Annotated in this window: 16 protein-coding genes; 8 read left to right on the forward strand and 8 right to left on the reverse strand. The window is 64.9% G+C overall.

Features of this window, described 5'->3' with window-relative positions; translation table 11 throughout:
* Window positions 1-170: 170 nt before the first annotated feature.
* Window positions 171-1,445, forward strand: coding sequence for a cytochrome-c peroxidase (locus FJ938_RS13630; protein ID WP_140694433.1), 1,275 nt, complete (start codon window positions 171-173; stop codon window positions 1,443-1,445).
* Between the two features lie 24 nt (window positions 1,446-1,469).
* Here the strand turns inward: FJ938_RS13630 and FJ938_RS13635 are convergent, their stop codons facing one another.
* The 3 genes from FJ938_RS13635 to FJ938_RS13645 form a co-directional block, all read right to left on the reverse strand.
* Entirely contained in the window at window positions 1,470-1,727 is a 258-nt protein-coding gene (locus FJ938_RS13635) for a hypothetical protein (RefSeq protein ID WP_140694435.1), read from the reverse strand.
* Between the two features lie 15 nt (window positions 1,728-1,742).
* Window positions 1,743-2,192 carry a hypothetical protein gene (locus tag FJ938_RS13640; RefSeq protein ID WP_140694437.1) on the reverse strand — a complete coding sequence of 150 codons (450 nt, stop codon included), beginning with the start codon at window positions 2,190-2,192 and terminating at the stop codon, window positions 1,743-1,745.
* Window positions 2,193-2,351: 159 nt separating this feature from the next.
* Window positions 2,352-3,056 (reverse strand): SDR family oxidoreductase, encoded by a 705-nt coding sequence (locus FJ938_RS13645; protein WP_140694439.1) that lies wholly within the window; start codon window positions 3,054-3,056, stop codon window positions 2,352-2,354.
* Here FJ938_RS13645 and FJ938_RS29935 point away from each other — a divergent pair.
* Window positions 3,031-3,708, forward strand: a complete 678-nt coding sequence (locus tag FJ938_RS29935) for an SgcJ/EcaC family oxidoreductase (RefSeq protein WP_246673306.1) — start codon at window positions 3,031-3,033, stop codon at window positions 3,706-3,708. The genes FJ938_RS13645 and FJ938_RS29935 overlap by 26 nt on opposite strands.
* A gap of 90 nt (window positions 3,709-3,798) precedes the next feature.
* Here the strand turns inward: FJ938_RS29935 and FJ938_RS13655 are convergent, their stop codons facing one another.
* Both FJ938_RS13655 and FJ938_RS13660 read right to left on the reverse strand, forming a co-directional pair.
* On the reverse strand, window positions 3,799-4,086 hold the full coding sequence (locus FJ938_RS13655; RefSeq protein WP_140694441.1) for a hypothetical protein: 288 nt from the start codon (window positions 4,084-4,086) through the stop codon (window positions 3,799-3,801).
* A gap of 41 nt (window positions 4,087-4,127) precedes the next feature.
* Entirely contained in the window at window positions 4,128-4,745 is a 618-nt protein-coding gene (locus FJ938_RS13660; RefSeq protein WP_140694444.1) for an XRE family transcriptional regulator, read from the reverse strand.
* A 136-nt stretch (window positions 4,746-4,881) separates the two neighbouring features.
* Between FJ938_RS13660 and FJ938_RS13665 the strand changes: the two genes are divergently transcribed.
* Genes FJ938_RS13665 through FJ938_RS13675 form a run of 3 tightly spaced genes read left to right on the forward strand, consistent with a single transcriptional unit; the run spans window position 4,882 to window position 8,837 of the window.
* Complete coding sequence (locus tag FJ938_RS13665; RefSeq protein ID WP_140694446.1) at window positions 4,882-6,015, forward strand: FAD-binding oxidoreductase; 1,134 nt, start codon at window positions 4,882-4,884, stop codon at window positions 6,013-6,015.
* Window positions 6,016-6,064: 49 nt separating this feature from the next.
* The gene (locus tag FJ938_RS13670; RefSeq protein WP_140694448.1) at window positions 6,065-7,669 is read left to right on the forward strand and encodes an ABC transporter substrate-binding protein; all 1,605 of its coding nucleotides are present in this window, start codon (window positions 6,065-6,067) and stop codon (window positions 7,667-7,669) included.
* Window positions 7,670-7,715: 46 nt separating this feature from the next.
* Window positions 7,716-8,837 (forward strand): serine hydrolase domain-containing protein, encoded by a 1,122-nt coding sequence (locus FJ938_RS13675; RefSeq protein WP_246673308.1) that lies wholly within the window; start codon window positions 7,716-7,718, stop codon window positions 8,835-8,837.
* 378 nt (window positions 8,838-9,215) lie between these two features.
* Here the strand turns inward: FJ938_RS13675 and FJ938_RS13680 are convergent, their stop codons facing one another.
* Entirely contained in the window at window positions 9,216-9,779 is a 564-nt protein-coding gene (locus FJ938_RS13680; RefSeq protein ID WP_140694450.1) for a cytochrome b, read from the reverse strand.
* 205 nt (window positions 9,780-9,984) lie between these two features.
* Between FJ938_RS13680 and FJ938_RS13685 the strand changes: the two genes are divergently transcribed.
* On the forward strand, window positions 9,985-10,668 hold the full coding sequence (locus FJ938_RS13685) for a YoaK family protein (protein WP_140694452.1): 684 nt from the start codon (window positions 9,985-9,987) through the stop codon (window positions 10,666-10,668).
* An 81-nt stretch (window positions 10,669-10,749) separates the two neighbouring features.
* On the opposite strand, the gene FJ938_RS13690 is transcribed toward FJ938_RS13685, so the two are convergent.
* Complete coding sequence (locus FJ938_RS13690) at window positions 10,750-11,469, reverse strand: 3-keto-5-aminohexanoate cleavage protein (protein WP_140694455.1); 720 nt, start codon at window positions 11,467-11,469, stop codon at window positions 10,750-10,752.
* Between the two features lie 213 nt (window positions 11,470-11,682).
* Here FJ938_RS13690 and FJ938_RS13695 point away from each other — a divergent pair, with 213 nt between their 5' ends.
* Window positions 11,683-11,877: a hypothetical protein gene (locus FJ938_RS13695; protein ID WP_181169083.1), complete on the forward strand. Its 195-nt coding sequence runs from the start codon at window positions 11,683-11,685 to the stop codon at window positions 11,875-11,877.
* Here FJ938_RS13695 and FJ938_RS13700 read toward each other — a convergent pair whose 3' ends face one another.
* Complete coding sequence (locus FJ938_RS13700) at window positions 11,878-13,977, reverse strand: EAL domain-containing protein (RefSeq protein ID WP_140694461.1); 2,100 nt, start codon at window positions 13,975-13,977, stop codon at window positions 11,878-11,880.
* Between the two features lie 233 nt (window positions 13,978-14,210).
* Here FJ938_RS13700 and FJ938_RS13705 point away from each other — a divergent pair, with 233 nt between their 5' ends.
* Window positions 14,211-14,660 (forward strand): ester cyclase, encoded by a 450-nt coding sequence (locus FJ938_RS13705; RefSeq protein WP_140612927.1) that lies wholly within the window; start codon window positions 14,211-14,213, stop codon window positions 14,658-14,660.
* Window positions 14,661-14,679: the final 19 nt, after the last annotated feature.

Here is a 14,679-nt window from a genome sequence, read left to right on the forward strand (position 1 = left end):
GGTACTCGTAGGGCGAAAGCCTTGGCCCCATATGCGATAGCCCTGCTTGCGGGGGGGGGGGAGATGTCCGGCAGGACAGAGGGGAAGGAACGCTACCGATAGGGACGCACGGTCATCAAGCCGTAGCAATGCCGATCCCAGATTGACGGACCAGAAACGGACCAGCCGAGATGCCAGTCGCACAATGGAAGAACCGCGCCGTCGCCGCTTCAATATTGGCCATCGCCGCGATCTTCTCTGCAACCATCGTCCGCGCCGGCGCCGGCAGCGCTCATCCCGGGCCGCTATCACGCGCGCAAGCCTTCGCGCGAGCCAACGCGCTGACCGCGCTTGGCCGGAAAATGTTCTTCGACCCCTCTCTGTCGGCCTCGGGCAAGCAGGCCTGCTCGTCCTGCCATGACCCGCGCCATGCCTTTGGCCCGGCCTCGGCCACGCCGGTCGAGAGGGGCGGGCCGAACCTCGACCGGCCGGGCGTCCGCGCGGTCCCCTCGCTGCGCTACCTGCAGGCGGCGCCCGCCTTCACCGAGCATTTCCACGATTCCGAGGACGAGGGCGACGAGAGCGTCGACAACGGGCCGACCGGCGGCCTGACCTGGGACGGCCGCGCCGACCACGGCAAGGACCAGGCGAAAATCCCCCTGCTCTCGCCTTTCGAGATGGCCAACAAGGATGAAGCCGCCGTCGCCGCCGCCTTGCGCAAGGCCGCCTATGCCGACGAAGTCAAGGCGGCCTTTGGCGACGACGTCTTCGACCATCCCGACGCTGCTTTCGGCGCCGCCGTCGAGGCGCTCGGCACCTTCGAGCAGAGCGCGCCCGACTTTTATCCCTATTCCAGCCGCTACGACGCCTTCCTCGCCGGCAAGGGGACACTCTCCGCCCGGGAATTGCGTGGCCGCGCGTTGTTCGAGAACGAGGCCAAGGGCAATTGCGCCAGTTGCCATCTCAGCGAACCCGCCAACAATGGCGAGCCGCCGCAATTCACCGATTTCGGCCTGATCGCCATCGCCGTGCCGCGCAACCCTGCCATTCCGGCCAATGCCGATCCCGCCTACGCCGATCTTGGCCTCTGTGGCCCGCTGCGCATGGATTTCAAAGGCCGCACCGAATACTGCGGCCTGTTCATGACGCCGACGCTGCGCAATGTCGCGCTGCGCCAGAGCTTCTTCCACAATGGCCGTTTCCACACGCTGCGCGACGCGGTCGCCTTCTATGCCAGCCGCGACACCGATCCGGGCCGCTGGTATCCAAGGAACGCCGACGGGACTGTCAACAAATATGACGACCTGCCAAAGGTTTATTGGCCAAACCTCAACCAGGACCCGCCCTTCAACGGCAAGAAGCCCGGCGACCAGCCGGCGCTGACGGATGCCGAGATCGACGACATCGTGGCTTTCTTGCAGACGCTGACGGATGCGGATCAATTGGTCGCGAAACCGGCGCAGTGAATGCGTGGCACGGATGACGCAAAGCTAGCTTCTGGCCTTGATGGCCAATTCCGAACGCAGCCGGGCCACTTCCGCGAGCAATGCCGGGATATCCTGCCGTGCCGCAGCAATGAAGCCTTGATCGGCGTTGGTGGCTCCCAGCAATTCTATGTCGGCATCGCTTCCGGTTCGGATGATATTCGACCCTGAAGTGTGATCGCGACCCTCAATCCAGGACTTCCATGGCCCTGATGTGGCACGTAAGCATCGCTCTGCAATTTCCTTGAGTTCCTGCTCTTCCATAATCCATCCCGGGCGTCAGAGGTGCTGCCAGATCACCTTCAGCGGTGAACCCATGGCTTGCTCAATCGTCCGCAATTGTTCACTGCTGACGGAGTTCACGCTCGGACTGATGACCGTAAGCGCACAAACGCCAAATGCCGCCGGCCAGACGTAGCGCAGATCGTTCAGCGAGGTCGGCCTGTGGCAGCATGGCGTGGTGACCGAAAGGTTCTCGAAGCGCAACTCAGCCGCTTGGTTCATCGCGTCGTCCCACCATTCCTCGATATCGCTGCCACAAAACGGACAATGGACGCTTTCCGTATTGGCTCCGGCGTCGAAGAAAGTCACCCCTTGCTCGTATTCGACAGCAATATGTCCCGCCGCCGGGAACAGCCCGTGCGCAGCATTCACAGCCGCAGTCGCCGCGTGTTGAGCCGGATACCAGTGTGGATTATAGGGCACCAGTCGCAGGTAGTTGTCAGACATTGCTCTCTCCGTCTCGGGCCAAGGATGAGCGTTCAACCAATAGCATGCAACAGCCGCGAGACCGTTCAGGCTAGATAATGAGGGTCTCTTTCCTTGACGTCTCTGCTGTTCCGCTGGCGCAAATTCCGCGTCCCGACATAGGCTTGCCGCCCCAGCCCTTCACAGCGCCCGAATAATACCCCCATCCACGCGAATATTCTGGCCGGTGATGTAGCCGGCTCCGTCCGAGGCCAGGAAGGCGATGGTCGCTGCAATCTCCTCCGACGTGCCGTAGCGCTGCATCGGCACGCTGTCGCGGCGCTCCTCTGTGATCGGCAGGCTGTCGATCCAGCCGGGCAGCACGTTGTTCATGCGCACATTGTCTGCCGCATAGGTGTTGGCGAAGATCTTGGTGTAGGCGGCAAGGCCGGCGCGGAACACGGCCGAGGTCGGGAACATCGCGTTCGGCTCGGCGACCCAGGCCGTCGAGATGTTGATGATGGCGCCGCCCTTCTGCTTGACCATCTGTGGCGCCATGATGCGCACCGGCCTGATGACGTTGAGCAGATAAACATCCATGCCGGTGTGCCATTGCTCGTCGGTGATGTCCAGGATCGGCGCGCGCGGCCCGTGGCCGCCGCTGTTGACCAGCACGTCGATGCGGCCATAGCGCTCCAATGTCAGGTCGGCGAGGCGCTGCAGGTCGTCGTTCGACAGGTTGGAACCGGTGACGCCGAGCCCGCCCAACTCCTTGGCCAGCGCCTCGCCCTTGCCCGAGGACGACAGGATGGCGACCTTGAAACCATCCGCCGCCAGCCGCTTGGCCGCCGCCGCCCCCATGCCGCTGCCGCCGGCCACGATGACAGCTGTTTTTTCTGAACTCATTGGGTTTTCCTCTCGGGTTGGCCGGCAACGGAACTGCCGCTTCGGCGTCGATATAGCCGGTTTTACCGGCCAGTTCGAACCGGAAAGACTGAATTCAGCCTGCAGAAAAACTCAACGCAATCCGGCGCCACCGGCCAGCCCTGAACCAGCTGGGGCAGCAACAGCCTTTATTGCTGATGTCCGGGGCCGCCCTATCTTTGCGCTCGCTGATTCCCGAACTCATCCGGCCAGGCGCCAATCGTTGCCCCAGCTTGCGGAGGACTATCCGATGAATGAAGACGAGAAAGCCATCAGGCAGGTGGTCGACACCTGGATGACGGCCAGCAAGAACGGTGACACGACGACCGTTCTCTCGCTCATGACCGATGACGTGATCTTCATGGTTCCCGGCCGGGAGCCGTTCGGCAAGGCGGCCTTCGCCAAGGCCTCGCAAGGCATGGCCGACGCGAAGATAGACGGAACGAGCGAAATCGTGGAACTGCAATTGCTTGGGGACTGGGCCTTTATCCGCAACCGCATTGAAATGAGCGTCATCTCGCCGGATGGCAGCGTCCATCGTTCGGGATATACGCTGACGCTGCTGCGCAAGGAGAAGGACGGCCAATGGCGCGTCGCGCGCGATGCGAACCTTCTTGCGACGAAAAAGGAATAGCCAGCATCGACAGGCACATATACGGCATCGATAGCCGGATCACCTCCGCTGACATGTCAGCGCCGATGACATGTCAGCGCCGCTGAGATGTCAGCGCCGGCTGCTGTCGGTGTCCAGCAGCAAGGCCAGATGACGCGCTGCCGCACTCTCGATGATCAGTTGTTCGAGATCGAAGTCGTTCAACTCGGTTTCGACCAGCTTCCGAATGGCCTCGATTGCATGAGAGAGCGAGATCGGTGCGAGCTTGGCCTGATCATCCAGGTAGCGGCCGATCTCGATGACTGCGTCCGCATCGACATTCCTTGGCAATTCTCGCATGGCCACCCCCATTCGGTTCGCCGACGAATAATAGCGCCGATTCGTTGTCCGCCGCATCATCTGTATGAATTCCAAAACGCCGCCCCCGGAATAGGAAGCCCCTACCCCTCCACCGTCTCCAGCACGCTGAGCAGCGTGCCTTCCATGTCCGGCTCCTCGCCGGAGCAGACGCACAGCACTTCGGCGTCGTCCTCACTGACCGACAGATAGGCATGGCCCATGGTGGAATCGATGTAGACGCTCTCGCCTTGCTTGAGCCGCACCGGCGCGTACAGGTCGGTGTGCAGTTCGATCTCGCCCTTGAGCACGATCAGGAACTCCTCGCCGGCATGCCTGGTCAGCGGGCCGAACTCCTCCGGCGTGCGGGCGCGCGCATAGGCATGGATCGGCACCATGCGTTTGCGCACCAGGTCGGTGGCGAGATACCGGTAGTCGTAGTTGCGGGTCAGCTGGCGCAGCGTGTTGGACTGTGACGTCACCGAGCGCCGGGTGCGCGCCGCCGGCTGCTTGCGGTCGCCGCTGAGCAGCTCCGTCACATGGATGCCGAGCCCCTCGCAGATCTGCAAGAGCTTGTCATAGCTCAGCGACATCTGGTCGTTCTCGACCTTGGACAGCGTCGACACCGCGACGCCGGTCAGCGCGCTGACTTCCTGCAAGGTCCAGCCATGCGTTTTTCTCAAGGCGCGCAGACAATCACCGAGGTTCGGTTGCTCCGACATTGTCAGCTCCATGGCGCGGCCACGAGACCGCCTGTTCACCCTACGTAGTCCAACTCCCCGCCACCATCAACAACGCCAGAAATTTTCTTATACGCTAAATATTGACTGGATACGAAATTATTTTTACAACTGATGGATGCAGTCGAATTCTCCCAAAAAAATCGTCGTTATCGGCGGCGGCATCGCCGGCCTGTCAGTGGCTGCCGCGGTGGCGGACTGGGCCGATGTTATTGTCCTCGAGCGCGAGCCGCATCTCGGCTACCACGCCAGCGGCCGCTCGGCCGCCCTGTTCACCGAGACCTACGGCAACCGGGTGGTGCGCGGGCTGACGCTGGCCAGCCGGCTGGCCATCGTGGAAGGCGGTTTCGTCGCCCATCGGCGCGGCGCGCTACATGTCGGCTGGAGCGGCGACGGCGACGCCATCGACAGGCTGGCCGGCGAATTGCAGGCGCTGGTGCCCAGCGTGCGGCGCCTGTGGGCGGCCGAACTCCACGCGCTGGTCCCGGTCATTGCCGCCGAGGCCACCTGCGGCGGCGTCTACGAGCCGGACGCGGTGGATGTCGACACGGGCAAGATGCTGGAGTCAAGCGCCTCGGCGCTGAAGGCCGGCGGCGGCATCATCCGCATCGGCGAGGAGGTCCGCGCCATTTCGCCCGACGGCGGCGGCCTGCGGGTGGAGACGAATGCTGGTGTCTATACGGCCGATATCGTCGTCAACGCCGCCGGTGCCTGGGTCGATGTCGTCGCCGGCATGGCGGGGCTCTCCGGCCTCGGTTTCCAGCCGAAACGGCGCACCGCCTTCCTGTTCGACCCGCCCGCCGGCACGGACATATCCGGCTGGCCGCTGGTCGTCGACCTGCACGAACAATTCTACTTCAAGCCCGATGCCGGCAGGTTGATCGGCTCGCTCGCCGACGAAACCGATAGCGAGCCTTGCGACGCCTATCCTGAAGACATCGACGTCGCCATCGCCGTCGACCGCATCGAGCAGGCGACGTCGATGCGCATCGACCGCCCGTCGACGCCCTGGGCCGGCCTGCGCACCTTCGCGCCGGACCGCACGCCAGTCGCCGGCTTCGACCCGCGCCTGCCCGGCTTCTTCTGGCTCGGCGGCCAGGGCGGCTACGGCTTCCAGGTATCGCTGACACTGGCCAGGCTGAGCGCGGCGCTGATGCGCGGCGAGCCTTTGCCCGCGGACGTCACGGCCCTTGGCGTCACTGCCACAGCGCTGGCGCCCGACCGCTTCCTTGTCCCGGCGGCGACGCCATGAAGTTCATGCCCTTCCCTCAACCCGTAAAGTGTCATCAGGAGCGTTTGCGATGAAATCCACCCTTCTGCGCGCAGTGCTTACCTCGACCCTTCTGGCTTCGTCCGTCCTTCTCGGCGGGCAGGCCTACGCCAAAACCCTGGTCTATTGCTCCGAAGCCAATCCCGAGACCTTCAACCCGGCGATCGGCATCGCCGATTCGACCATGGACGCCGCCGCCAAGACGATCTTCAACCGGCTGGTCGAGTTCAAGCCGGGCACGACCGAGGTCGGGCCGGCGCTGGCCGAGAGCTGGGATGTCTCGCCCGATGGCAAGACCTACACCTTCCACCTCAGGCACGGCGTGAAGTTCCAGTCGAACGAGCACTTTACGCCGACACGTGACTTCAACGCGGACGACGTGCTCTACACCTTCAACCGCCAGCGCGATGCAAATAATCCCTATCACAAGCTCGGCGGCGGCTCTTACGAGTATTTCAATGCGCTCGGCATGGGCACCCTGATCGACAAGATCGACAAGGTCGACGACTACACCGTGCGCTTCACGCTGACCGCGCCCAACGTCACCTTCCTGGCCGGCATCGCGCTCGACTATCTCTCCATCCTGTCGCTGGAGCAGACTGAGAAGATGGTCGCGGCCGGCACGCCGGAGCTGATCGACAGCATGCCGGTCGGCACCGGGCCGTTCGTGCTTCAGGCTTATGTGCCCGACAGCCAGGTCCGCTATGCCGCCAACAAGGATTACTGGCGCGGCGCGCCGAAGATCGACACGCTGGTCTTCGCCATCACCCCCGAGCCGACCAGCCGCGTCGAGCGCATCAAGGCCAATGAATGCCAGGTCGCCGCCCCGCCGCCGCCAAGCGCTGTCGCCGACCTGCGCAATGATCCCGACATCACCGTGCTCGACCTCAAGGGCCAGAACATCGGCATCCTCGGCTTCAATGTCGAACACCAGCCGTTGGGCGACAAGCGCGTGCGCACCGGACTGGCCAAGGCCATCGATCGCAAGGCGATCGTCGAGGCCGTCTATGCCGGCGCCGGCACCGTGGCCGGCAGCGTCGTGCCGCCGGCGCAGCTCGGCGCCGTCACCGATGCCGGCATCGACTATGATCCCGACGGTGCCAAAAAACTGCTGAAGGAAGCCGGCCACGAAAGCGGCCTCAAGATCAGCCTCTGGGCGATGCCGGTGTCGCGCCCCTACAACCCCAACGCCAAGCGCATGGCCGAGATGATCCAGGCCGACTGGGCGAAGGTGGGCGTCCAGTCCGAGATCGTCAGCTTCGAATGGGGCGAATATCTCAAACGCACCGCGGCGGGCGAACAGGACGCGTTTCTGCTCGGCGGCAGCAGCGACAATGGCGATCCCGACAACATGCTGAGCTATCTCCTGTCCTGCGACGGCGTGAAGGGCGGCTCCAACCGCTCGCGCTGGTGCGACAAGGACTTCGAAAAACTGCTGGATGAAGGCCGCGTCGCCGCCGACCCGAAGCAACGCGCCGCGATCTACGGGAAGGCGCAGGCGATCCTGAAGGACGAGGTGCCGGTGGCGCCGATCGCCCATTCGGTGGTGGCGATCCCGATCCGCAAGAGCGTGCTCAACTACGTGCTCGACCCCTTCGGCCGACAGAATTTCGCCGCCGTCGACATGGCGGAGTAGGATGCATCTTCTTCCTTCTCGCCTTGTGGGAGAAGGGAAGAACGAAATGACAAGCGAGACCACCATGCGTGAAAACCTGACCGCCCTCCTCAACCGTTACCTCGCCGATGGCGCGGTGGGTGCCTCGCTGGCCTATGCCCTCGACGGGGCGGCGCCGACCGCCCTCACCGCCGGCCTCGCCGACCGGCAGCACAATGTCGCCGTCGCGCCGAACCAGCTGTTCAAGATCGGCAGTTGCACCAAGACCTTCGTCGCCGCGGCACTCGTCAAGCTCGCCGAGACCGGCAAGCTCGATCTCGGCGCGCCGATCGCCGCCTGGTTCCCGGACCTGCCGGGCGCGAAAGATATTTCGGTGCGCCAGTTGATCAACCATCGCAGCGGCCTGCCGGAATTCGAATATTACATTCCGATGGATCCGAGCCGGCAATGGACACCCCGGCAATTGGTCGACATCGCCTTCGCCTCCGACAAGCAGAAGGCGCCGGGCGGCCCGGCCGTCTACAACAATACCGGTTATGTGCTGGCCGGCATGGTGATCGAGGCCGTTTCCGGACAGTCGCTCGGCGCCTGTGTCAGGAGCGCGGTCCTGCAGCCGCTCGGCCTGGACAACACCTGGTCGCCGGCGACCGAAGCCTTTCCGGAAAAGTCGATGGTGCGCGGCTACTACCACCGCCCGCCGCCGGCGCCGGACGCGCCCACCGACATCGCCTCGGGCGGCGAGATGTGGCGCATGGACGGCGTGCTGCCCTATTCGGATGACTTGCAGGATTCTTCGGACTCGTTCCCGTTCTCCGCCGCCTATGGCTGCGGCGACATGGTGTCGACGCCATCCGACATGGTGGGTTTCATGCGCGGCCTGTTCTCCGGCAGGCTGTTGTCGCCGCCTTTCTTCGCGGAGATGTTCGAACACCGCGTTCCCGCAAGCTTCCCCGGCACCCGCATGCGCGAGACGGGTGCGGGCATGTTTCAGAGCGCCTATGCCGATCGCGCCTTCTACGGCCACCAGGGCAGCATTCCGGGCTACGTCGCCGTCATGCTGCACGATCCCGCGTCAGGCCTCACCATCGCCATGACCAGCAATGTCGGCTCCGGCAACCGCCTCTCCTTCCAGGCGAGCGGCATGCACCCCGTGGTCGACCAGGCGATCGCGACAATCTTGCGGCTGTGATCTGGGTAGGAAATCGAACTGCTGCCTTCAGACAGCCTCACGTCCCAATCTATAGGCTGGCAAAATCCATATTTCAGAAACATCCTCAATTTCTGCAATAGCAGAATCCATATGTCAGATTCGATCAACTTCCAAAAGCTGCTTCATTTCCACGACATGTTGCTGAAATAACAATCGGCCCTGTTTCAGAAACTTGCCTACGCGGCGCTCCGGGATGGTGGAAGCCGCGCCGGGATATGAGATCTCCCGGATGCGAGACTAACTTTGCCGCTGCTGTTGAGCTTCAATCACCGCCATGTCGACACGGCCGGCTTCCAGGCGAGCGGCATGCACCCCGTGGTCGACCAGGCGATCCAAATCATTCTCGATTGAGGGCGTTCAGCCGCTCTGCCCGGACGACGGGTCGGGCAGGCCCGGCACCATCTGGCTCAGCACGCGATCGCGCAGGAAGACGTGATGGAAGATGGCCGCGGCCGCGTGCAGGCCGGCGAGCCACATGATGATATCGCCAAGCGTGCCATGGATCTCCGCCAGCGGAGCGCCCCAGGTGCCGGAAAACGGACCGATCGCTCCCAGGCCGTAGACCGTCACCGGGTGGCCGCCGAACCATGCACCGAGCATGGCGGTCGCCGGGACCGCGAACAACAGCGCGTAGAGCGCCCAGTGCGTTGCCTTCGAGGCGACCTCCATCCAGGTGGGCATGGCCGGGGCTTCGGGAATACGGTCGAACGGGCGCCAGACCAGGCGAATGACCAGCAGACAGAAAACGGCGAAGCCGAGCGACTCGTGAAGCCGCAGCGTCGACGCCCTGGCCGCCGAATAGACGCGCTCCGGCGGGCCACCCGCCGAAACCAGGAAGGCAATGAGCACCAGTAATGCCGTCAGCCAGTGCAATGCCTGGGCGAGGCCTCCGTAGCGGGTTGTCGTGCCGGACAGCGACATGCGAGAGCTCCGAAACAGTTGGACACGTTCCTCCCGCACCCCTCCCTGAACGTGCCCTCATTTCAATTGTTCCTCAAGTGGCTTCTATCCCGTGACGCGTGACGGGATGCGCCCGGCGCCCGCGAAGACCGAGGCGCCGCATCGAGGTGGAACGCTGCGCCGGGATATGAGACGCTGTCTGATCCCCGGACGCGAGGCCGCCGCCATGAAACCCACTTTGCCGCTGTTGTTGAGCCTCAATGGCGGTTATGTCGACACGGCCGGCTTCCTGGCGCTGCAGGGCCTGTTCACTGCGCATGTGACGGGAAATTTCGTCACCCTGGGTGCCTCGTTGGTACTCGGCATTTCAGGCGTGCTGGCGAAGCTGCTGGCGCTGCCGGTGTTCTGCGTCGTGGTCATCCTGACCCGGCTTGCCGGCGAGCGCTTGCGCAGGCGCGGACGACCGGCGCTCGGCGTGCTCTTGGCAGCCAAGCTGGCGCTGCTTGTCATCGGGGCCGCGCTCGCGATCCGGTTTGGCCCCTTTGCCAGCGGCGACAGCGCCGCCGCGATCCTCACCGGCATGGTGCTGGTCGCCGCGATGGCGATCCAGAACGCGGTGCATCGGGTCCATCTGGCCGCCGCGCCGCCCTCGACGCTGATGACCGGCACCACCACCCAGATCATGATCGATCTCGGGGACCTCATCGGCGGCGTGGTCCCGGACGCCCGGCCGGCTATTGTGGCGCGCCTCAAGCGCATGGCCGCGGCGGTCGCCGTATTCGCCGCCGGCTGCGCGGCCGCCGCTCTCGGTTATGCCTTCGCCAACATCTGGTGCTTCGCCGTGCCGCCGGTGATTGCGCTCATCGCGCTGCTGCAGCGGCTTTCCGCGCCCGAGGGGGAACCCAGCTAGCGGAAGAACCTCAATCGGTGTCCCGATCGGCCCATGGCCAAGGCCTGGCAAGTGTCTGACGGCGCCTGCCGCCTGCTGGCTTCATCGAGCGTCGCCGCGAAATACCGCTACCGCGGCCGCCACGATTTCCGCATTGTCCTTCGCCGTGCTGCCATCCGCCAGCGTCTTGCCGTCTTCCAGCCCGACTCGCGTCGACCAACGCTTCCGGCGCGCAAGCTCGACGAACGGCCAGACCGTGGTATCGACGCCATGCAGCAGGATCGGCCGCCGCACTTCGGCGCGCTCGAGTACTGCCGCGATGCCCTGCGCCTCGTCGAGCGCGGCGGACAGGTCCTGCATGTCGATCTCGATCAGGATGCGCAGCACCCGGTTGTGGCCCGCAAGCGCCACAAACCGTTCCGCGTCGGCCGTCGTGGCAAGCCCGGCCTCGATGCCGACGTCGCGTTGGCGCAACAGCTCCATCACGGCCGGCGCGTCGGCCTCGGAGAGATTGACCGAGGCATAGTCGGGCAGTTCGCGCCAGCCGGCGATTGCCTCGCGGGTGCGCGCGACGTCGTTCTCGATCCAGGCGCCGGTCGACACACCTATCAGCGTGCCGGGACAGGCGCCGCGCACCGCAAGAACCGTCGCGTCGACGGCCAGGCTTTCGCGCCCGTCGGCGCCGCGCGGATGCATATGCAGTTCGGCCGCACCGGCGGCGACGCAGGCCATGGCGTCGCTGGCCATCGCTCGCGCCGTCAGCGGCAGCGCTGGATGGAAATCACGCGGACGCGCGCCGTTGATGCAGGCCTGGACGATCATGGCACCACCTCGGGGCAGGAAGAGCCGCAGTCTAGTCGCGCAGGAAACGCTCGCAAAGACCAGGCAACCTCGCTCCTGACAGCGCGGCAGCCAAGCTGCCGTGCCCTTCGCCAAAGCTCCTTCCCGCATTTGAATAAAAACCGTCTGTGGATATTTACCCCGCGTTCCACCAGTTGGCCCAAGGTATATTAGGGCGAGGCAATGGAGGAACCATTGACCAGCGATTTTTCGGCCGCCCGTATTCACATCGAACGCGCCTACCACTATTTGCGCGGCAATGACGGGACGAGCCGCTCGGCCTGCGAGGCCCTCGACCTGCTGATCGAGATGGTGGCTGAAGCCCAGCACAGGTGCCCCGAGGCAGGCGCGCTGGAGTTCCCGCAAACGACGGTGCGGCAACCCTTATGATCATGACGCCTTGCGGGTGGGCGCTCTGCTTGCCGGCCTGGTCGCGCGGATAACGATCTGCTCCAGCGGTTCAGGCCGGTGCAGCAGGAACCCCTGGCCGAAATCGACCCCCATGGCCTGCAGGACGTCGAGCGTCTCCGGTTGCTCGATCTTCTCGGCCACGACGCCGCAGCCGACGCCGCGGGCAATGCCCGCTATGGCTGAGACGATCTCGCGGTCGAAGCGGCTCTCGGCGATATGCTCGATGAAGGAGCCGTCGATCTTGATGGCATCGACCGGAAAGCGCCTGAGATACTCGAACGAGCTCATGCCGGCGCCGAAATCGTCAAGGCTGACCCGGCATCGCCGCTCGCGCGCCTTGCGCACGAACGCCTCGGCGGCGTCGAAATTGGTGACGGCCGCGGTCTCGGTGATCTCGAAGCCGATGCCGGAATGCGGCGCCCCGGTTTCCTCGATGATGCTGTCGACGAAGTCCCACAGACCGGGATCGCTCAGCGTTTGTGCCGACAGGTTGAAGCCAAGCGTGATCGCGCCGGACTTCATGGCCGCGCCATGCAGCGAGAGCGCCGTGCGGATGATCCAGCGATCGAGCCTGGCGGCAATGCCGAAGCGCTCGGCCGCCGGGATGAATTCACTGGGCGGGATGAGCTTGCCGCCGCGCCCGGCCAGCCGCGCCAGCACCTCGACATGGCGGCTTTCCTGCCAGGGCCGGCCCAGCCGGTGGATCTCCTGGCCGAACAGTTTCAGCCGGCCGTCATCCATGGCGTCGACCGTGTCGGCGGCGAGCCGCGCCGCGTTGAGGCCGCCCGAGGCCGCCTCGGCCGAAAACACCGCGAAGCGATCGCGCCCCGCGGCCTTGGCCGCGTAGCAGGCGTCGTCGGCGCAGGCCAGCGCGTCGGCCACCGTGGTGGCGTGATCGTCGACGATCGCGATGCCGATGCTTGCCGCGAGCCGCCGCGAGGTCGCTGCAAGACCGAGATCGGCGCCGCGCACCGCCGCCAGGATGGCGACGGCCAATGGCTCGGCTCGCGCCGCGTCGCAATTGGGCACCAGCAGGGCAAACTCGTCGCCGCCGAGCCGCGCCGCATGCGCCGAGGGCGGCAAGCAGCGGCCAATGCCCGCCGAGACGCTCTTCAGCGCCAGATCACCAGCCGCGTGGCCGGCGAAGTCGTTGAGCGCCTTGAAGTAGTCGAGATCGACATAGAACACCGCCAGCGGCACGCCCGTGGCGATGTGGTCGGCGAGCAGCCTGTCGAAGGCGGCGCGGTTCCACAGGCCGGTCAGCGCGTCGTGACGGGCGGCGAAGGCAAGCTCCTGTTCGCGCAGCTTGTCCTCGGTGATGTCGCGCACCGTGCCGAGGATCTGGCCGGCGGCACCCGCGGCGGCAATGAACCGCACCAGCGATTCGATATGGCGGATCTCACCGTCGCGCCTGATGATGCGATATTGATTGGCGATGACGCCGTCCGTTTCGAGCGGAGCCCGGTGGGCGCGCTCGGTGGCTTCCTTGTCGTCGGGGTGCAGATAGCTGTGCCAGAGGTCGCCCGGCACCTCGTCGATATCGGCGACAAGGCCGAATATGTCCCTGGTGCGGGCGTCCCAGTAGCTCTTGTTGGTGGCGATGTCGAAATGCCAGATGCCGGTGCCGCTGGCGGCGAGCGCCAGGCGGAAGCGCACATTGACCTGTTCGAGCGCGGCTTCGGCCGCTTTCTGCTTCGAGATGTCGGTCTGCACGCCCATCAGCCGCAGCGGCTGCCCGTCCGCGCTGCGCTCGACGATGCCGCCGCGGTCGAGCACCCACACCCAGTGGCCCTGCTTGTGCTTCAGCCGGAGTTCGGTCTCGATGGTATCGGTCAGTCCGGCAATATGGCGGTCGCCGCTGGCCAGCGCCCGCTCGCGGTCGTCGGGATGGGTGAGTTGCAGCCAGAGGTCGCTGGTATTGGCAAGTTCATCCTCGTCATAGCCGAGCATGCGCGCCCAGGTGGCCGAATAGAAGCAGTCGCTGGTGCGCAGATCCCAGTCCCAGACGCCGAGATGGGCGCGCTCCAGCGCCTTGGCCCAGAATGCTCCGCTACGATTTTTCTTGTCCTGACGCGCCATGTCCTGCTTCGCCCGCCCCCACCATCGGACAATCTGCCGCAGAACCAGAGAAGAAACCGTTACTCGGCCTCGCGGGAGATAAAAATAGGCGCCTCGCCGTCCGCCGGCCCGCCGCCATTGGCTTTCGATTGGCGGGCAAGAACCGGAGTTTTGCGGGTCCGGGATGGTCTTATCGCTTACCCCGGGTCGGCGAAAACCGCCGATCCCTGCCAAACACCATAAAGGACCTCGCAATGACCAAACAGGAAGACAACAAGGCGGTCGTCGTCCGCTGGTTCACCGACTTCTGGGGTGAAACCTGCGATCTCTCCGTCGTCGACGACATCGCGGCACCCGACATGCTGCTCAAATATTCCTTGCATGAGCCGCGCCGGGGCCGTGACGACATCAAGGCCTTCATGACCGATTTCCGCGCCGCCTTCCCGGACCTCAACTTCTGGGCGACCGCCGATCTCATTGCCGAGGGCGATTATGTCGTCGGCCAGTGGGAGGGCGGCGGCACGCATACCGGCCCAGCCTTCGGCGATTTCCTCGCCGGCTCGCTCCCCGCCGCCACCGGCCGCGCCATGCGCTTCACCGGCACCACCGTGCTGAAGGTGATCGACGGCAGGATCGTCGAGGAAATCGGCCTCGATGACGGCGTCGCCGCCCTCACCCAGCTCGGCCTCATCAAGCCCGCCTGATCGGAGGGCCATCGCCGAC

This window comes from Mesorhizobium sp. B2-4-14, from assembly GCF_006442155.1.
GTDB lineage: Bacteria > Pseudomonadota > Alphaproteobacteria > Rhizobiales > Rhizobiaceae > Mesorhizobium.